Source organism: Streptomyces sp. NPDC047061, assembly GCF_040643955.1.
Lineage (GTDB): Bacteria > Actinomycetota > Actinomycetes > Streptomycetales > Streptomycetaceae > Streptomyces.
In genome coordinates this window covers 142,608-161,437 of sequence record NZ_JBEYVI010000006.1, presented here as the reverse complement: position 1 = coordinate 161,437, position 18,830 = coordinate 142,608, and the positions used below count along the sequence as shown (strand labels likewise).

Sequence of the window (18,830 nt, the reverse complement as noted above, 5' to 3'; positions counted from 1 at the left end):
CGGCATGGTGACGTTCGCGCAGGCGCAGGAGCGCGCCGAGGAGTGGATCAACGGCGACGTGCCCGCGTATCAGCATCGCGAGGTGCGGGTGCGGGAGTTCGGCCTCGGGTTCGTGGTGTGGGGCGAGGACCGTGCGGAGGGCCCGCGTTCGGACGCGGGCGGGCAGCGGCTGGTCATCGCCCGGGACAGCGGTGAGGCCACGCTCTGGCCGGCGCTGTCGGTGGGCGAGGTGATCCGCCGGTACGAGGAGGAGTACGGCCGTGAGGCGGAGATCGCCGACGCGGTGCCGGCGCCTGCCGCCCGGGTGGACCTGAACCAGACGTCGTTCCTGTTGAGCCCCCCGGAGTGGCTCCAGGAGGCGGCGGACAAGCTGGGCATTCAGGATCGGCGCCCGGGGAGCGACGGGGCGTCGGCTGGTGCTGGTGCTGGTGCTGGTGCTGGTGCTGGTGCCGGCTTCGGCGCTGGCGCTGGCGCTGGCGCAGGCGTGGGCGCGGGCTCCATCGGGCTTGCCGAGACGCAGGCCGGGGTGCCGGCGGCTGCCGGCGGGGCCGGTCCGGCGGGCGGCGGTGGTCCTTCCTGGCCGCCGGCCGGAGCGGGTGCGCCAGGCGGTGCGCAGGGTCCGTCGAGTGCGCCGGGTGCGCCTGGTGCGCCGGGCGCGCACAACGTGCCCGCCGGTGCGACTCCTTGGGCCGGCACCGACACGAACGCCGATGCCGGTGAGGACCGTTCCGTTCCGTTGCCCGCGACGGTGTTCGCGCCGCCGCTGAGCGATGCCGACGACGGTGCCCTGGGAGACGCCGAGACGGCGCTGATGTCGGGGGGCAGCCAGCTGCCCCGCACGGCGGAGTCTCCGGCGCTCGGCGATCCGGGTGCGCCGGGCGTGCGGGGCGTGCCGGGTGCGCCGGGCGTGCCGGGCGGTGCGCCGCAGGGCGGTACGCCGCCGCGGCCGCCGCAGGACGCCCCGCCGTACGGCTACCCGCAGGGACCGGCGGCCCCGGGTGCGCCCGCGACCCCGCCCGCGCCCTCCTACGGCTATCCGCAGGCGCCGGCCGCTCCGGGCTACGGCTATCCGCAGGCGCCGGCCGGTGCTCCGGGCGCGCCCCGGCCTCCGGCGAATCCGGCGAATCCCGCGGGCCTGGCCGCTCCCGGACGACCCCTCGCGCCCAACGCCAGTGACATCGCGGACGCCGCGACGAGCAAGGCCGCACCGCCGCCGCGCAGGGCGCGTGGCGGGGCCGGTGCGCCGCCTCCGCCGCCGGGCGCCCCGGGAGCGCCAGGAGCGCCGGGCGCCCACCCCGGGGGCACGCCTCAGCCGCCCGCGCCGGGCGCGCCGGTGGGCGGGTACGCGCCGACGCAGGTGGTGTCGGCGTTGGGTCCCCAGGGGCCTGAAGGCCCGGCCGGTGCGGGCGTGGGCGCGGCGCAGGTGCCGGGCGCGCAGACTCCGCCGGGCGCCCCCGGGTCGCCCGGTGCGCCGGGCACTCCGGGTGGCACGCCTCCGGGCGACGTTCATCGCGCGGCGACGATGCTGGCCGACCCGAGCGGGATGGGCGGGGGCGCGCAGCAGCCTCCGGGCGCCCCGGGCGTACCTCCCGCGCCGGGCGCACCCCAGCCCCCGAACAGCGCCCCGGGCGCGCCTTTCGCCCACGGCGCACCGCACACTCCGGGCGCCCCTGGCACGCCTCTCGCGCCTCCCGCGCCCGGTGGTGCGCAGGGCGCCGTCGCCGGCCCGGGCGGACCGGGCGGACCGGCGGTGCACCGCGCCGAGACCGTGCTGTCCGCGCCTCCGGTAGGAGCTCCGGGCGCCCCCGGCATGCCGCCGGGCGCCGCGCAGATGCCGCCCCCGAGGCCGGCCGGTGCGATGCCGCCGCCTCCCGGCCAGCCCCTGCCCGGCCAGCCCCTGCAGGGTCAGCCCGTGCAGGGTCAGCCCGTGCAGGGTCAGCCCTTGCCGGGGCAGCCCGCACCCGGGCAGCAGCCGCCCGCGTACGGCTACCCGCCGCAGCAGGGGCAGCCGACGGTCGGCCCCGGATACCAGGCGGTGCTGCGCTACCGCGCGCAGGACGGCTCGGAACAGCAGCTGATCCGGCGTTCGGCGCCGGGCACCCCGCACCCCGAGTGGCAGATCTTCCACGAGCTGCGGGCGATGAACGTGCCGCCGGACCAGGTGCTGGAGCTGCACACGGAGCTGGAGTCCTGCGAACTGCCGGGTGCCTACTGCGCGCGGATGATCCGGGAGCAGTGGCCGCAGGCGCGGCTGGCGAGCATCGCGCCGTACGGGACGGACCACGCGAGCCGGCAGCAGGGGATGCGCCAGTTGCTGGCGCACCAGGGCGAGTTGCACCAGGTGGCGGCGGGTCCCGCGCGGCCCGCGCCGGTGCGGGCGCCGTTGCCGCAGGTGCAGGCGGCGCCGCCGATCCCGCCGGAGGCGATCGCACAGGAGCTGGCGGCGGCGTTCGGTCCCGGCGTGTTCCGGTTCGAGCAGGCGGCGGTGTCCCGGCAGGGGGTGCCGCCGATCGTGGCGCACACCCTGGTGGCGGCCGGACTGCCGCTGGACATGGGCCCGTTCTTCTGGGCGCAGGCGCAGCCGGGCCGTCCGGTGCCGACGCTGGCGGAGCTGGCGCAGGAGCGCGGGTTGCAGCCGGCGCCGGACGCCGCGTCGTACCTCGTCATGGGGACCGACTTCGGCAAGGCGGTCTGTGTGCAGTACGGCACCGCGAACATCGTGGCCGTGCCCGTGGAGGCGGGGCCGGGCGGCGCGTCCGTGCCGCCGCAGTTCGTGAACACGGGGCTGCCGGAGTTCGCCCGCTGCCTGGCCCTGCTGGGCCGGATGTGGCGGCTCAGGTTCGGCCTGAACCAGGAGCAGGCGGGCCGCTGGACCGTCGACTTCCAGGCCCAGTTGGCCTCCCTGGATCCGGCGGCGCTCGGCTCGCCGGAGAGCTGGTGGTCGGTGCTGCTGGAGCAGATGTGGGACGGGCTGCTGTAGCGCGGGCCGCCCGTCTGTAGGACGGCCGTACGGGGGCCGGTCCGGTCGGGAGACCGGACCGGCCCCCACGCGCGCGTGCCCCGCTGTCGTACCCCGCGGGCATGATGGGCGGATGGACTTCGAGCCGTACCGGGGCGAGTTGGTGGCGTACTGCTATCGGATGCTGGGCTCGTTCCACGAGGCCGAGGACCTGGTGCAGGAGACCATGCTGCGGGCCTGGAAGGCCCGTGAGCGCTACGACCCCGCGCGGGCCTCCGTACGGACCTGGCTGTACCGGATCGCGACCAACGTGTGCCTGACGGCGCTCCAGGGGCGGGTACGGCGGCCGTTGCCGTCCGGGCTCGGGGCGCCCGGTGCCGATCCGGAGGCGCCGCTCACGCCGGCGCCCGACGTGCCGTGGCTGGAGCCGTTCCCGGACGCACGATACGACGTGGAGGCGCGCGCGGATCTGCGGCTCGCGCTGGTGGCGGCGTGGCAGGTGCTGCCCGCGCGGCAGCGGGCGGTGCTGGTGCTGCGCGAGGTGCTGGAGTTCAGTGCCGCCGAGGTCGCCGACCAGCTGGAGACCTCGGTGGCGGCCGTGAACAGCGCGCTCCAGCGGGCGCGCGCCGCGCTCGCGGGGGCGGGCGGGGCGGACGAGGTGAGCGAGCCGGACGATCCGGAGGTGCGGGCGGCGGTCCTGAGGTATCAGCAGGCGTTCGAGGCGGCCGACGTACCCGCGCTGGTGCGGCTGCTCACCGACGACGCGGTGCTGGAGATGCCGCCGCTGCCGCTGTGGTACCGGGGCCGCGGCGACTACGGCCTGTTCATGGAGCGGGTGTTCCGGCTCCGTGGCACCGGCTGGCGCACCCGCTCCGGCACGGCGGGCGGGCAGCCCACGCTCGTGGCGTACGCCCCGGAGCCGGGCGGCGGGCACCGGCTGCACTCCGTGCAGGTCCTCACGGTCACCGGCGGCCGGGTCGCGCACAACGTGGTGTTCACCGACCCGCGCGTGCTGACGGCGCTCGCACCGGCGCAGCCGCCCGCGCCCCGCGCCGGCTGAAACGGTCGGGAAAGAATTTCCGGGGACGGCGATGAGCCCGCCCGGTGCCGCCGGTATGTACCGGTGACCATCGAGCGAAGGGACAACCGTCATGAGTGTTGTCGTCATCCAGTTCACCACCCTGGACGGGATCGTGTCCGACCCGGACGGCTCGGAGGGCACGCCGTACGGCGGCTGGCTCTTCCGGTTCGGCCGGGAGGAGATCACCGGGGACAGGTTCGGCCTGGGCCGCACCCTGGACGAGGGGGTCGTCCTGCTGGGGCGGTCCACCTGGGAGGCCTTCGCGCGCCTGTGGCCGGGCCGCGACGACCCGTTCTCCGCGCGTCTGAACGCCGCGCCGAAGCTGGTCGCCTCCCGCACCCTGACCGACGTGTCCGCGTGGACGAACTCCCGTCTCCTCGACGGCGATCTCCTGGACGCCGTCAAGACCGAGCAGCGGGACGTCGTCGTCATGGGCAGCCTCGGTGTCGTCCACGCCCTGGCGGACGCCGGCCTGGTCGACGAGTACCGGCTGCTGACCTTCCCCACCGTCCTCGGTACCGGCCGGCCGCTGTTCCCGGCCGGCGGCCCGCCCGCCGAACTGGAGTGCCTGGCGGCGGAACGCGCGGGCGCCCTGGTGCTGACCCGCTACCGCAGGACGCGCGGCTGAGCGTGCACGCCCCCTGACGTGCTTGCCGTCCCCTCGCGTGGCGTGCGGTGGTTCGAGCGCGGCATGCGGAGTGTCGCGTTATGAACACTTACGTCCGATCCATCAAGATGTCCGCGAAATCATCATTTCGTGCGGGTCCGGCGGAGAGGGGTTCCAGGTGAGCAGCGCATCGATGTCGCCGTACGACTTCGTGACCGTCCGGGGGCGTGGCTACCGCCCCGATCAGGTCGACACGTTCATGGTGGAGCTCTGCGAGGACCGGGACGCGGCGTGGGAGCGTGCCGCGCGGCTCACCGTGCTCGCCAAGGAGATGGAGGCGGAGGCCGAGCGGCTGCACGCCGAGGTCGAGCAGCTCCCACCGCAGACGTACGAGGCGCTCGGGGACCGCGCGCACCGGGTGTTCCGGCTCGTGGTGGAGGAGGCGAAGGCCCTGCACGAGGGCGCCCGGCGGGCGCTGACGGACGGGGTCGCGGAGGCCGCGGCGCGTGCCGAGAGCGAGCGCTGCGCGGCGCAGGAGCAGGCCGACGCGCTCCGCGCGGACACCGAGGAACGTGCCCGCCAGTGGCTCCTCGCCGCGCGCGCCGAGGCGGACGACATCCGCATCGGCGCGCGCCTGGAGGTCAAGGAGCGGCGGGGCGAGGCCCTTTCGGCCCTGCGCGAGGTGCGGCAGCGCACCATCGCGATGCTCGCCGACCTGGTCAAGGAGCACGCCGAACGCTGGGCCGAGGAGGAGCGCGAGGAGGCCGCGCGCGCGGCCGCGGTCGACGCGCACAACGCCGAACGTGTCGCCCGCGCCGAGGCCGCCCTGGCGGAGGCGGAGCGGGCCCTGGTCGAGGCCGGGGAGTCGGCCCGCCGCTCCGAGGAGGAGGCGCACGCGCGGGCCGGTGAGGTCCTCACGGAGGCCCGGCTCCGCGAGGAGCGCATCGCGCGGGAGACCGAGCGGGTGCTGCGCGAACACGGCGAGACCTGGGACGACGTCCAGGCACACATGGACCACATGCGCGACAGCCTCATGTCCCTGACGGGCCGCGCGGCCGCGGCGGAATAGCGCCCCGCGTCCCGTGCCTCCGTATCCCGCGCCCCCGTGGATCTTCGGCCGCCCCCAGGGCCTGTCCTAACTCCCTCTCCGTACCGCCCCCGCGAGGATCCACCCCTCCACCGCCTCGTACTGTCGGCGCTGTTCCGCGGACCTGCGCCGGCCGGAGGCGACCGTTCCCAGCCAGCCCAGGAGGAAGCCGGCCGGGATGGAGACGAGGCCGGTGGTGGTGAACGGGAACCAGTTGAAGTCGGCGTGCGGGAAGGCGGCGCCCGGCGAGCCCGAGACCAGGTTGGTGCCCGGCATCAGGAGCAGCACGGTGAGGGTGCCGCCGAGGAGGGTGCACAGCAGGCCGGTCCGGGTGTAGCGGCGCCAGAAGAGGCCGTAGACCAGGGCCGGGGCGAGCGCGGAGGCGCCGATGCAGAAGGAGAGGGTGATCAGGGGCTGCAGGCTGTGGTGCTGCACCAGGGTCGCCAGCAGGATCGTGGGGACTCCTATGGCGAGCGCCGAGACCCGGGCCAGGGTCATCTCCCGGCGGGCCGGCATGTCCTGCACGCGGGTCGCGAAGACGTCGTGGGCGAGGGAGTTGGCGCAGGCGAGGATCATGCCGGCGACGGAGGCGAGCAGGGTCAGGAAGACCGCCGCGGTGACGGTGGTGAGGAGCAGGGTCTCCGCCGTCGAGACGCCGGACCCGAACGCCGCGCGGGAGCCCAGCAGATAGGCGGTGTTGCCCTGCGGGTCGGCGGCGCTGATGGCGGCGCGGCCGACCAGGGCGGTGGCGCCGAAGCCGACGACGCTGACGATCAGCACGAACAGGGTCACGCACGACACGGCCCAGGACATCGACCGGCGGACCTGGCGGGCGCCGGCGGCGGTGTACATGCGCATGGTGATGTGCGGCAGGCAGGCGCCGCCGAGGACGACGGTCAGCTCCGAACTGATCATGTCCAGGCGGGGCGCGGGACCGCCGGTGAACTGGAGGCCGGAGTGCAGGTAGGCGGCTCCGGCGCCGCTGCCCCTGGCCGCCGCGGTGAGCAGGGCGCCCGGGTCCCAGTCGAAGCGGTGCAGGATCAGCAGGGCGACCACCGTGCCGGAGCCGAGCAGGGTCACGATCTTCAGGATCTGGATGAGGGCGGTGCCCTTCATGCCGCCGATGGCCGCGTAGCTGATCATCAGGGCGCCGAGGCCGATGACGCAGCCGGTCTGCACGGTCTTGTCGGAGAAGCCGAGGACGAAGGCCATCAGCTGGCCGGCCCCGGCCAGCTGGACCAGCATCAGCGGCAGCAGGGCGGCGATGGTCACCGCGCAGGCCGCGATCCGTACCGACCGGCCGGGCATCCGGCGGGCCAGCGCGTCGCCCATGGTGAACCGGCCCGCGTTGTGCAGCGGTTCGGCCAGCAGGAACATCAGCAGCATCAGCGACAGGGCCGTACTGAGGGCGAGGACGACGCCGTCGTAGCCGCACAGGGCGATCACCCCGGCGCCGGCGAGGACACCCGCCCCGGAGATGTAGTCGCCGGCGATGGCCAGGCCGTTGCGCAGCGGGGAGAGGGAGCCGTAGCCGGTGTAGAACTCGTCGAGGTCGTCGCGGTCCGGGCCGGTCAGCACGCACAGCAGGAGGGTGAGCGTGGCGACGGCGGTGAAGGCGACCAGGGACATGGACTGGGCGGAGCCGCCGGAGCCGGTCACCGGACGGCCCCGCGCCTGGCGTCCAGTTCCGCGGTCCTGCGGATGCGGTCGGCGAGCGGGTCGACGTGGCGGCGCGCGGTGTGCTCGTAGAGGGCGACCGCCAGCCAGGTGACGGGGAGCTGGAGGAGCGCGAGGAGCAGTCCCGTGGGTACGCCGTCGGCGACCGCGCTCGTCATCAGGCCCGGGGCGAACGCCGACAGCACCAGGAAGACCGTGAAGTAGCCGAGCGCGGTGAGGGTCGCGGTGCGCCGCTGGAGGCGGTAGGCGCCGCGCAGCACCCGCAGGTCGCTGTGGTGCCCGACCGGCTCCCGGTGCGGCGCGTGCCGGGGTCTCGGCGGCTCGGGCGGCAGCGGCTGCCAGGGGTAGGTGAGGTGCGACGGCTCGCGGGGGGAAGGACCGGACGGGCGTGCGGGGTCGGAAAGGTCGTCGGACATCCCGGTGCTCCTTGCATGGCTCGGGTCCGTGGCGGCGGACCGCAGGGAGGGGAGGGAGCGGGGGACGCACGTTACTCGCAGGTATCCGGGGTGTGCGGCCATTTTCGGCAACTGGCCGGTCGGTACGCGCTTACTTCACGCGAACGTGTCTGACCTCGGGTGTTACCCGCGTTAACTCCGGGACGGGAGTCAGTCCTTGAGGACCGGGAAGCGTCGCGGTGCCACCGACAGGAGCACCAGGAACGCGAGCGCCGCCGCGCACGCCGCCCCGAGGTACACCGCGTGGACGGCGTCCGCGATGGCGTGCCGGGTGGCCTCGGTGGCCGTGCCGCCGTCCAGCGCGCGGGTGACGGAGTCGAGGTCGCCCGTGCCGCCCAGCCGCGCCGCCAGCACCCCGTTGGCCACCGCCCCGAACACCGACGCCCCGATGGTCTGGCCGGTCTGCCGGCAGAACAGCACCGACGCGGTCGTGGTGCCCCGCTCCTCCCAGCCCACCGTCGACTGCACGCCCACCAGCAGCGGCAGCTGGAACAGGCCCAGCGCGCCGCCGAGCAGGAGCATCAGCAGCGTCGGCTGCCAGGCCGACCCCGGGTAGGGCAGGAAGGGGAACGCGAACAGGATCAGCGCGGCCGCGCCGATGCCGAGCAGTGCGGTGTCGCGGAAGCCGATCCGCCGGTACACGTGCTGGCTGAGGGCCGCGGAGACCGGCCAGCTCAGCGTCCACACCGACAGCACGAACCCGGCGGCCACCGGCGCCAGCCCGAGGACCGACTGCGCGTACGTCGGCAGGAACACCGTCGGCGCCACCATCAGCAGGCCCAGCGCGCCGAGCGCCAGGTTGACGGCCGCGATCGTACGGCGGCGCCACACCCACCCCGGGATGATCGGCTCGGCCGCCCGGCGCTCGATCCACACCACGAGCCCCGCCAGCGCCAGCCCGCCGGCGAACAGCGCGCACGACGGCGCGGACCACCACGCCCACGCCACCCCGCCCTGCACGAGCGCCGTCAGCAGGACGCCCCCGCACGCGAAGACCGCCAGCGCTCCCGCCCAGTCCACCCGCGGGGGCGTACGCGGCGCGCGCTTCGGCTCGTGGAGGTGACGCACTATCAGCCAGAGCGCCGCCACCCCGATCGGCAGGTTGACGAGGAAGATCCACCGCCAGTCCGCGTACGCGGCCAGCACCCCGCCGAGCCCCGGCCCGGCGACCGCCGACACCGCCCACACCGTGGACAGCTTCGACTGGATCTTCGGACGCTCCTCGAGCGGGTACAGGTCGGCCGCGAGGGTCTGCACGGTGCCCTGCAGCGCCCCGCCGCCGACGCCCTGCACGATCCGGAACGCGATCAGCGCGGCCATGTTCCAGGCGACCGCGCACAGCAGCGACCCCAGCAGGAACACCGCGGCGCCCGCGACCAGCACCGGCTTGCGGCCGAAGGTGTCGGAGAGCTTGCCGTACACCGGCAGCGTCACGGTGACGGCCAGCAGGTAGCCGGAGAAGAGCCAGGAGAAGACCGAGAAGCCGCCGAGGTCGCCGACGATCTGGGGTACGGCGGTGGAGACGACGGTGGAGTCGAGCGCCGCCAGCGCCATGGCGAGCATCAGGGCGGCCACCACGGCCCCCCGCCGGCCCGTCCCGGCCTCGCGCTCCGCCACGCGTGTCGCGGGTTTCGTGTTCTCCTTCGCCACGCCGGATCCCCTCCCGATGTGTTCCTCATGTATCTATCTCGCGTACGACAGCTTCCCATCCGCTCCGGCAGTGCGGGAGTACGCGTCCACCTGGTGGAAGTGCGCGGCCACCAGGCCAGAGGCCGCGGCGACTTGACCCTTCCGCGACGGGAGGGTGGAGGCTGCCCGGGCCGGCGGGTGGAGCGCGACCCTGAGAAAGGCTCCACCCGGCGGTGGACGTCCCCTAGGGGGTTCTCCGTACCAGGGCTCGGGGAGGGTTCGTACCGCCGGAGGACGAGACGGCACCCCGCCCGTCCTTAACCTGGCTTTACGCCGCCGGGGGTGGTCGACCGAACCGGCGGGGGTGGGGTTTTCCCCCCCGGAAAGACGGGGCTTCGCACCAGCGCGGGACAGACCCGCGCACGGACAGACTCATCGTCGTACCAACTCGTCGTCGTACCAACTCGTCGTACCAACCGCTTCGCAGCAAGGCGCGGCCCAGTGCTGCTCATTCGCTGACCGACTTAGGAGACATACCGTGACATCGGCTGTGACCATTCCCAGGCACGGGGGTACTGGAGGGCGTACGGCCGTTGCCGCGCGGGCGCGGCAGGTCGTCAAGGCGTACGGGGCCGGAGAGACCCGTGTCGTCGCCCTGGACCACGTCGACGTGGACATCATGCGGGGGCAGTTCACCGCGATCATGGGCCCCTCGGGGTCCGGGAAGTCCACCCTGATGCACTGCCTCGCCGGGCTCGACACCGTGACCAGCGGTCAGATCCACCTGGACGACACCGAGATCACCGGCCTCAAGGACAAGAAGCTCACCAAGCTGCGCCGGGACCGGATCGGCTTCATCTTCCAGGCGTTCAACCTGCTTCCGACGCTGAACGCACTGGAGAACATCACGCTCCCCATGGACATCGCCGGCCGCAAGCCCGACAAGGAGTGGCTGCGGCGCGTGGTCGAGACCGTGGGGCTCGCGGACCGGCTCAAGCACCGCCCCACGCAGCTCTCGGGCGGCCAGCAGCAGCGCGTGGCCGTGGCGCGCGCCCTCGCCGCACGCCCCGAGATCATCTTCGGTGACGAGCCGACCGGAAACCTCGACTCCCGCGCGGGCGCGGAGGTCCTCGGCTTCCTGCGCCGCTCCGTGGACGAGCTGGGCCAGACGATCGTGATGGTCACGCACGACCCGGTCGCCGCCTCCTACGCGGACCGCGTGCTCTACCTCGCCGACGGCCGGATCGTCGACGAGATGTTCAAGCCGACCGCGGACACCGTCCTGGACCGCATGAAGGACTTCGACGCGCGGGGGCGTACGTCATGACCGTCATGAAGACCTCGATGCGCAACTTCTTCGCGCACAAGGGGCGCATGGCCCTGTCTGCGGTCGCCGTCCTGCTGTCGGTGGCGTTCGTGTGCGGCACGCTGGTGTTCACCGACACCATGAACACGACGTTCGACAAGCTGTTCGCGGCGACCTCGTCCGACGTCACGGTCAGCGCCAGGAGCGCCTCCGACACCGGGGAGACGACCTCCGACAACGGCCGGCCGCCGGTCATGCCGGCCTCGGTGGTCGGCAAGGTCCGCGCGGCGGCCGGCGTCAAGGCGGCCGAGGGGACGGTCTTCTCGACGTCCGTGACCGTCGTGAACGCCGACAAGGACAGCCTGTCGCCGTCCAGCGGCGCGCCGACCATCGTGGGCAGCTGGAACTCCAACGACGCCCGCACCATGAAGATCACCTCCGGTGCGGCGCCGGAGAACTCCGGCCAGGTCATGGTCGACGCCGACACCGCCGACAAGCACCACCTGAAGCTCGGCGACGAGATCGGCGTGATCAGCGCGGTCGGCACCCACACCGCGAAGATCTCCGGCATCGCCGACTTCACCGTCACCAACCCCGGTGCCGCGATCTTCTACCTCGACACGAGGACCGCGCAGCGGACACTCGTCGGGCAGACCGGCGTCTTCACCAACGTCAACGTGACGGCCGCGCCCGGGGTGACCGACCCGCAGCTGAAGAAGAACGTGACCGGCGAACTCGGCGGCCGCTACAAGGTGCAGACCGCCAAGGAGACCGCCGACGCCAACCAGAAGGACGTCGAGAGCCTCATGACCGTCATGAAGTACGCGATGCTCGGCTTCGCCGGGATCGCGTTCCTCGTCGGCATCTTCCTGATCATCAACACCTTCTCGATGCTGGTCGCCCAGCGCACCCGCGAGATCGGCCTGATGCGGGCCATCGGCGCCGGCCGCCGCCAGGTCAACCGGTCCGTGCTCGTCGAGGCCCTGCTGCTCGGCACGGTCGGCTCGGTCCTCGGCGTCGGCGCGGGCGTCGGCATCGCGGTCGGCCTGATGAAGCTCATGGGCTCCATGGGCATGCATCTGTCGACGAGCGATCTGACGGTCGCCTGGACGACCCCGGTGGTCGGCGTCGTCCTCGGTGTCGTCGTCACCGTCCTCGCCGCCTACCTCCCCGCGCGGCGGGCCGGCAAGGTCTCCCCGATGGCCGCGCTGCGCGAGGCGGGCGCCCCCGCCGACGCCAGGGCCGGTCTCGTCCGCGCCCTGCTGGGCCTCCTGCTGACCGCCGGCGGCGGCTACGGCCTCTACCTGGCCTCGCAGGCCGACCAGGCCAAGACGGGCGCCGGCTGGCTCGGCCTCGGCATCGTGCTCTCGCTCATCGGGTTCGTCGTCATCGGCCCGCTGCTCGCCGGCGGGGTGGTGCGCGTCCTGGGCGCCGTCCTGCTGCGGATGTTCGGGCCCGTCGGACGGATGGCCGAGCGCAACGCGCTGCGCAACCCGCGCCGCACCGGCGCCACCGGCGCCGCCCTGATGATCGGCCTCGCGCTGGTCGCCTGTCTCTCGGTGGTCGGCTCCTCCATGGTCGCCTCCGCGTCCGACCAGCTCGACAAGACCGTCGGCACCGACTTCATCATCCAGTCCGACAGCGGCCAGCGGATCACCCCGCAGGCGGTCAAGGCCGTCAAGGACGTGCCGGGCCTCGCCCGGGTCACCGAGTACCGGGACACCACCGCCGACTACACCACGCCCGACGGCAAGACCCTCAAGGACACCGACATCACGGCGGCCGACCCGACGTACGCCACCGACCTGCGCACCAAGACGGTCGCCGGCGACCTCAAGGACGCCTACCTGCCCGACTCGATGTCCGTCCACGAGAAGTTCGCCAAGGCGCACGGCATCCACCTCGGCTCGAAGATCACCGTAAAGTTCAAGGACGGCGGCACGGCCCACCTGACCGTCCGCGCGATCACCAGCAGCGACGTCGTCATCGACCAGGGTGCCAAGTACATCTCCATCGCGACGCTCGCCAAGTACGTGCCGGCCGCCAAGATGCCGCTCGACGAGCTGGTCTTCGCCACCGCCAAGGACGGGCAGCAGGACGCCGCGTACAAGTCGCTCAAGTCCGCCCTGCACGACTACCCGCAGTACACCGTGCGCGACCAGACCGACTACAAGCAGGCGCTCAAGGACCAGATCGGCCAGCTGCTGAACCTGATCTACGGCCTGCTCGCCCTCGCCATCATCGTCGCGGTCCTCGGCGTGGTGAACACCCTGGCCCTCTCCGTCGTCGAGCGCACCCGCGAGATCGGCCTGATGCGGGCCATCGGCCTCTCCCGCCGCCAGCTGCGCCGCATGATCCGCATGGAGTCCGTGGTCATCGCCCTCTTCGGCGCCCTGCTGGGCCTCGGTCTGGGCATGGGCTGGGGCGCGACGGCCCAGAAGCTGCTCGCCCTGCAGGGCCTGAAGGTCCTGGAGATCCCCTGGCCGACCATCATCGGCGTCTTCGTCGGCTCCGCCTTCGTCGGCCTCTTCGCCGCCCTGGTCCCGGCGTTCCGCGCGGGCCGCATGAACGTCCTGACCGCGATCGCGACGGACTGAACCAACCTGGAGACCACCGCATACGGGGGTTGCGGGGGGAAGGCCCGGCGCCGGGGAGTCTTAAGGGACTCTCCGGCGCCGGGCGCGTCTTTGTTGTTTTTCGAGTCCCGCTTCTCGATCCACTGAGTCGGGTGGTGCGCGTCTTTGTCTTTCGAGTCCAGCTTCTCTGCTGACCGAGTCGGGTGGTGGGTGGGCATAGGCTTCGGGGGTCCAGGGGGCGGAGCCCCCTGGCACGGCCACCGCGACGCACGGCGCCTCACAGGGCGACGGAGGTTATCCACAGCCCCGGCGGCACACGCCGACGCGTCGTCGTAGTCTGGAGACCCCCGGTCGCAGCCCGCACCGGGCACTTCGCGTTGCCCGCTCCCGGCTGGCCACCACACCACACACACGACACGAAGAAGAAGAAAGAAGACGAAAGCCGCCCTGATTGACTTCCTCCCCCGCTAGAGGCGGGGGATTCCAGCGGTCGCCCGCTGGGGTTCCTGCTTCACCGACGACCGCCCCGTCCGGGAGGACTCCCGTTGAGGTCTTACACCGTCTCCACAGGCAGACGCCGCCAGCCCGGCGGCCAGGATGTTGTGTGCCGCGTTCCCGTCGCGGTCATGGACCGTGCCGCAGCACTCGCAGGTCCACTCGCGGACGGTCAGCGGCAGCTTCTCGCGGACCGTGCCGCAGTTCCCGCACAGCTTGCTGCTGGGGAAGAAGCGGTCGATCACGGCGAGTTCGCGCCCGTACCACGCGCACTTGTACTCCAGCATGGAACGCAGTTCCGTCCAGGCCGCATCCGAGATGGCGCGCGCGAGCTTGCCGTTCTTCAGCAGGTTTCGGACGGTGAGGTCCTCGATCACGACCGTTTGGTTCTCGCGGACGAGTCGAGTCGACAGCTTGTGCAGGAAGTCCCGGCGCCGGTCGGCGATCCGAGCGTGTACCTTGGCGACCTTCCGGCGGGCCTTCTCCCGGTTCGCCGAGCCCTTCGCCTTGCGGGACAGTTCCCGCTGGGCGTTCGCGAGGCGGGCACGGTCGCGGCGCTCGTGCTTCGGGTTGGCGACCTTCTCCCCGGTGGACAGTGTCACCAAGGACGTGATACCCGCGTCGATACCGACCGCGTTCGCCGTGGCCGGAGCCGGGGCAACGCGGTCGTCGCACAACAAGGATGCGAACCAGCGCCCCACGCTGTCGCGGGACACCGTCACCGTCGTGGGCTGCGCACCCTCGGGCAGTGGGCGCGACCAGCGGATGTCCAGAGGCTCCGCCATCTTCGCCAAGGTCAGCTTTCCGTCACGCCACTTGAAGCCGGACCGTGTGTACTCGGCCGACGACCGGGACTTCTTCCGGCTCTTGAAGCGCGGGTACTTGGCACGCTTGGCGAAGAAGTTCCCGAAGGCAGTCTGAAGATGGCGCAGTGCCTGCTGGAGTGGAACGGAGGACACCTCCGAGAGGAAGCCGAGTTCCTCGGTCCTCTTCCACTCAGTGAGCGCGGCGGACGACTGCACGTAGGAGATGCGGCGCTGCTCGCCGTACCAGGCCCGCGTGCGCTCCTCCAGCGCCTTGTTGTAGACGAGGCGGACGCAGCCGAACGTGCGGGACAGCTCAGCCGCCTGCTCGTCCGTGGGGTAGAAGCGGTACTTGAAAGCCCGCTTGACCTGCTGCGTCATAGCTCACATTCTATCAGATTCCGTGTTAGCGGGGTGGGTTGTGTGGTCGGCGGAGCGTGCTCTGCCGCTGCGCGGCTCCGTGACCGGGATGCGTTTCCTTACCCGGCTGAAGCCGGGGGTTTCCACACAAGGAGTTCCCGATGAGCCTGCACGGTCTGCTCGACGCCGTCGTCAAGGACCCCGCCCTCGCGGAAGCGATCAAGGCAGCCGGGGACGGCAACCGCATGCACGTCGACCTGGTCGGCCCCCCGGCGGCCCGCCCCCTCGCGGTCGCCGCCCTGGCCCGCGAGGCCGGCCGCCCCGTGCTCGCGGTCACCGCCACCGGCCGCGAGGCCGAGGACCTCGCCGCGGCCCTGCGCACGCTCCTGCCCTCCGAGGGCGTCGCGGAGTACCCCTCCTGGGAGACCCTCCCGCACGAGCGCCTCAGCCCCCGCAGCGACACCGTCGGCCGCCGCCTCGCCGTCCTGCGCCGCCTCGCCCACCCCCGCCCCGACGACCCCGAGACCGGCCCGGTCTCCGTCGTCGTCGCGCCCGTACGATCCGTGCTCCAGCCGCAGGTCAAGGGCCTCGGCGACCTGGAGCCGGTGGCCCTGCGCACCGGCCAGAGCGCCGACCTGAACGAGGTCGTGGAAGCCCTCGCCGCGGCCGCCTACGCGCGCGTGGAGCTCGTCGAGAAGCGCGGCGAGTTCGCCGTCCGCGGCGGCATCCTGGACGTCTTCCCGCCCACCGAGGAACACCCCCTGCGCGTCGAGTTCTGGGGCGACGACGTCGAGGAGATCCGCTACTTCAAGGTCGCCGACCAGCGCTCCCTGGAGGTAGCCGAGCACGGCCTGTGGGCGCCGCCCTGCCGTGAGCTGCTGCTGACCGAGGGCGTCCGCGCCCGTGCGCGGGCCCTCGCCGAGGAACACCCCGAACTGGGCGAACTGCTGAACAAGATCGCGGAGGGGATCGCGGTCGAGGGCATGGAGTCCCTCGCCCCGGTCCTCGTCGACGACATGGAGCTGCTGCTCGACGTGCTGCCCAAGGGCGCGATGGCCGTCGTCTGCGACCCGGAGCGGGTCCGCACGCGCGCCGCCGACCTGGTGGCCACCAGCCAGGAGTTCCTGCAGGCCTCCTGGGCGGCCACGGCCGGCGGCGGCGAGGCGCCCATCGACGTCGGTGCGGCCTCCCTGTGGTCGATCGCGGACGTCCGCGACCGCGCCCGCGAGCTGGACATGATGTGGTGGTCGGTGTCGCCGTTCGCGGCGGACGACGAGCCGGCCGCCGACACCCTCAAGCTGGGCATGCACGCTCCCGAGACCTACCGCGGCGACACCGCGAAGGCCCTCGCCGACACCAAGGGCTGGCTGGCCGACGGCTGGCGCACGGTGTTCGTCACCGAGGGCCACGGCCCCGCCTCCCGCACCGTCGAGGTGCTCGGCGGCGAGGGCATCGCGGCCCGCCTCGACGTCGACCTGGGCGAGCTGAGCCCCTCGGTCGTGCACGTGTCGTGCGGCTCGATCGACTACGGCTTCGTCGACCCGGCGCTCCGCCTCGCCGTCCTCACCGAGACCGACCTGTCCGGGCAGAAGGCGGCCGGCAAGGACGGCGCCCGGATGCCGGCCCGCCGCCGCAAGACCATCGACCCGCTCACCCTGGAGCCCGGCGACTATATCGTCCACGAGCAGCACGGCGTCGGCCGCTACATCGAGATGGTGCAGCGCACCGTCCAGGGCGCCACCCGCGAGTACCTGGTCGTCGAGTACGCCCCCGCCAAGCGCGGCCAGCCCGGCGACCGGCTGTACATCCCCACCGACCAGCTGGAGCAGATCACCAAGTACGTCGGCGGGGAGGCGCCCACCCTGCACCGCCTGGGCGGCGCGGACTGGACGAAGACCAAGGCGCGCGCCAAGAAGGCCGTCAAGGAGATCGCCGCCGACCTGATCAGGCTCTACAGCGCGCGCATGGCCGCGCCCGGGCACGCGTTCGGCGGGGACACGCCCTGGCAGCGCGAGCTGGAGGACGCGTTCCCGTACGCGGAGACCCCGGACCAGCTGACCACCATCGCCGAGGTCAAGGAGGACATGGAGAAGTCGGTCCCCATGGACCGCCTGGTCTGCGGCGACGTCGGCTACGGCAAGACCGAGATCGCGGTGCGGGCCGCGTTCAAGGCCGTACAGGACGGCAAGCAGGTGGCCGTCCTCGTCCCCACGACCCTGCTGGTGCAGCAGCACTTCGGGACGTTCTCCGAGCGGTACTCGCAGTTCCCGGTGAGCGTGAAGGCGCTCTCCCGCTTCCAGACCGACACCGAGGCGAAGGGGACCCTGGAGGGCCTGCGCGAGGGCGCGGTCGACGTCGTCATCGGCACCCACCGGCTGTTCTCCTCCGAGACCAAGTTCAAGGACCTCGGCCTGGTCATCGTCGACGAGGAGCAGCGCTTCGGCGTCGAGCACAAGGAGCAGCTGAAGAAGCTGCGCGCCAACGTCGACGTGCTGACCATGTCGGCCACCCCGATCCCGCGCACCCTGGAGATGGCGGTCACCGGCATCCGCGAGATGTCCACGATCACCACGCCCCCGGAGGAGCGGCACCCGGTGCTCACCTTCGTCGGGCCGTACGAGGAGAAGCAGATCGGCGCCGCCATCCGCCGCGAACTGCTGCGCGAGGGCCAGGTCTTCTACATCCACAACCGGGTGGAGTCCATCGACCGCGCGGCGGCCAGACTCCGCGAGATCGTCCCCGAGGCGCGCATCGCGACCGCCCACGGCCAGATGTCGGAGTCGGCCCTCGAACAGGTCGTCGTCGACTTCTGGGAGAAGAAGTTCGACGTCCTCGTCTCCACCACGATCGTCGAGTCCGGCATCGACATCTCCAACGCCAACACGCTCATCGTCGAACGCGGCGACACCTTCGGCCTCTCCCAGCTGCACCAGCTGCGCGGCCGCGTCGGCCGTGGGCGTGAGCGCGGGTACGCGTACTTCCTGTACCCGCCGGAGAAGCCGCTGACCGAGACGGCCCACGAGCGCCTCGCGACCATCGCCCAGCACACCGAGATGGGCGCCGGCATGTACGTGGCGATGAAGGACCTGGAGATCCGCGGCGCCGGCAACCTGCTCGGCGGCGAGCAGTCCGGGCACATCGCGGGCGTCGGCTTCGACCTCTACGTCCGCATGGTCGGCGAGGCCGTCGCGGACTACCGGCGGCAGCTGGAGACCGGCGAGATCGAGGAGGAGCCGCCGCTGGAGGTCAAGATCGAGCTGCCCGTCGACGCGCACGTCCCGCACGACTACGCGCCCGGCGAGCGGCTGCGCCTCCAGGCCTACCGTGCCATCGCCTCCGCCAACTCGGAGGAGGACATCAGGGCCGTCCGCGAGGAACTCACCGACCGCTACGGCAAGTTGCCCGAGCCGGTGGAGAACCTGCTGCTGGTCGCCGGCCTGCGGATGCTGGCCCGCGCGTGCGGGGCCGGCGAGATCGTCCTCCAGGGCACCAACATCCGCTTCGCGCCGGTCGAGTTGCGCGAGTCGCAGGAGCTGCGGGTCAAGCGCCTGTACCCGGGGACCGTCATCAAGCCGGCCGTCCACCAGCTCCTGGTACCCCGCCCGAAGACCGCGAAGGTGGGCGGCAAGCCGCTGGTCGGCCGGGAACTGCTGGGCTGGGTAGGGGAGTTCCTCGCCTCGATCCTGGGGTCGTGACGGATCACCCGCAGGGGGCGCGTGGGGCGTGCGGGACGCGCGGACCGGTGGGCCGGTACCGGCGGCCGCATCCGCGCCGCGCGCCCTGCGCCACCGCCGA

At 72.7% G+C, this 18,830-nt stretch carries 11 protein-coding genes; 7 read left to right on the top strand and 4 right to left on the bottom strand.

Features of this window, described 5'->3' with window-relative positions; all coding sequences use genetic code 11:
• Positions 1 to 4 precede the first annotated feature (4 nt).
• The 4 genes from ABZ887_RS12910 (at position 5) to ABZ887_RS12895 (ending at position 5,716) form a co-directional block, all read left to right on the top strand.
• Complete coding sequence (locus ABZ887_RS12910) at positions 5 to 2,980, top strand: SUKH-4 family immunity protein (RefSeq protein WP_361287068.1); 2,976 nt, start codon at positions 5 to 7, stop codon at positions 2,978 to 2,980.
• Positions 2,981 to 3,092: 112 nt separating this feature from the next.
• On the top strand, positions 3,093 to 4,019 hold the full coding sequence (locus ABZ887_RS12905) for an RNA polymerase subunit sigma-70 (RefSeq protein WP_361287065.1): 927 nt from the start codon (positions 3,093 to 3,095) through the stop codon (positions 4,017 to 4,019).
• Positions 4,020 to 4,110: 91 nt separating this feature from the next.
• Positions 4,111 to 4,668 (top strand): dihydrofolate reductase family protein, encoded by a 558-nt coding sequence (locus ABZ887_RS12900; protein WP_361287062.1) that lies wholly within the window; start codon positions 4,111 to 4,113, stop codon positions 4,666 to 4,668.
• Positions 4,669 to 4,840: 172 nt separating this feature from the next.
• Positions 4,841 to 5,716 (top strand): cellulose-binding protein, encoded by an 876-nt coding sequence (locus tag ABZ887_RS12895; RefSeq protein ID WP_361287355.1) that lies wholly within the window; start codon positions 4,841 to 4,843, stop codon positions 5,714 to 5,716.
• A 66-nt stretch (positions 5,717 to 5,782) separates the two neighbouring features.
• Here the strand turns inward: ABZ887_RS12895 and ABZ887_RS12890 are convergent, their stop codons facing one another.
• From ABZ887_RS12890 to ABZ887_RS12880, 3 genes are all read right to left on the bottom strand, one after another.
• The gene (locus tag ABZ887_RS12890; protein WP_361287352.1) at positions 5,783 to 7,363 is read right to left on the bottom strand and encodes a cation acetate symporter; all 1,581 of its coding nucleotides are present in this window, start codon (positions 7,361 to 7,363) and stop codon (positions 5,783 to 5,785) included.
• 26 nt (positions 7,364 to 7,389) lie between these two features.
• Positions 7,390 to 7,827: a DUF485 domain-containing protein gene (locus ABZ887_RS12885; RefSeq protein WP_361287059.1), complete on the bottom strand. Its 438-nt coding sequence runs from the start codon at positions 7,825 to 7,827 to the stop codon at positions 7,390 to 7,392.
• Positions 7,828 to 8,016: 189 nt separating this feature from the next.
• Entirely contained in the window at positions 8,017 to 9,516 is a 1,500-nt protein-coding gene (locus ABZ887_RS12880) for an MFS transporter (protein WP_361287056.1), read from the bottom strand.
• Between the two features lie 517 nt (positions 9,517 to 10,033).
• On the opposite strand from ABZ887_RS12880, the gene ABZ887_RS12875 reads away from it, so the two are divergent.
• The gene (locus ABZ887_RS12875; RefSeq protein ID WP_361287053.1) at positions 10,034 to 10,822 is read left to right on the top strand and encodes an ABC transporter ATP-binding protein; all 789 of its coding nucleotides are present in this window, start codon (positions 10,034 to 10,036) and stop codon (positions 10,820 to 10,822) included.
• Positions 10,819 to 13,398, top strand: a complete 2,580-nt coding sequence (locus ABZ887_RS12870; RefSeq protein ID WP_361287050.1) for an FtsX-like permease family protein — start codon at positions 10,819 to 10,821, stop codon at positions 13,396 to 13,398. The genes ABZ887_RS12875 and ABZ887_RS12870 overlap by 4 nt, the downstream gene beginning before the upstream one ends.
• A gap of 446 nt (positions 13,399 to 13,844) precedes the next feature.
• Here the strand turns inward: ABZ887_RS12870 and ABZ887_RS12865 are convergent, their stop codons facing one another.
• Positions 13,845 to 15,056, bottom strand: coding sequence for an RNA-guided endonuclease TnpB family protein (locus ABZ887_RS12865; RefSeq protein WP_361287047.1), 1,212 nt, complete (start codon positions 15,054 to 15,056; stop codon positions 13,845 to 13,847).
• A 140-nt stretch (positions 15,057 to 15,196) separates the two neighbouring features.
• On the opposite strand from ABZ887_RS12865, the gene mfd reads away from it, so the two are divergent.
• A complete protein-coding gene (mfd, locus tag ABZ887_RS12860; RefSeq protein WP_361287044.1) occupies positions 15,197 to 18,730 on the top strand; it encodes a transcription-repair coupling factor in 3,534 nt (1,177 codons plus the stop codon).
• The last annotated feature ends 100 nt before the right edge of the window (positions 18,731 to 18,830 follow it).

Bases quoted from the DNA above. Each gene is read 5' to 3' on its own strand.
- ABZ887_RS12910 (WP_361287068.1), top strand. From the start codon at position 5: ATGGTGACGTTCGCGCAGGCGCAGGAGCGCGCCGAGGAGTGGATCAAC.
- ABZ887_RS12905 (WP_361287065.1), top strand. From the start codon at position 3,093: ATGGACTTCGAGCCGTACCGGGGCGAGTTGGTGGCGTACTGCTATCGG.
- ABZ887_RS12900 (WP_361287062.1), top strand. From the start codon at position 4,111: ATGAGTGTTGTCGTCATCCAGTTCACCACCCTGGACGGGATCGTGTCC.
- ABZ887_RS12895 (WP_361287355.1), top strand. From the start codon at position 4,841: ATGTCGCCGTACGACTTCGTGACCGTCCGGGGGCGTGGCTACCGCCCC.
- ABZ887_RS12890 (WP_361287352.1), bottom strand. From the start codon at position 7,363: ATGTCCCTGGTCGCCTTCACCGCCGTCGCCACGCTCACCCTCCTGCTG.
- ABZ887_RS12885 (WP_361287059.1), bottom strand. From the start codon at position 7,827: ATGTCCGACGACCTTTCCGACCCCGCACGCCCGTCCGGTCCTTCCCCC.
- ABZ887_RS12870 (WP_361287050.1), top strand. From the start codon at position 10,819: ATGACCGTCATGAAGACCTCGATGCGCAACTTCTTCGCGCACAAGGGG.
- ABZ887_RS12865 (WP_361287047.1), bottom strand. From the start codon at position 15,056: ATGACGCAGCAGGTCAAGCGGGCTTTCAAGTACCGCTTCTACCCCACG.
- mfd (WP_361287044.1), top strand. From the start codon at position 15,197: ATGAGCCTGCACGGTCTGCTCGACGCCGTCGTCAAGGACCCCGCCCTC.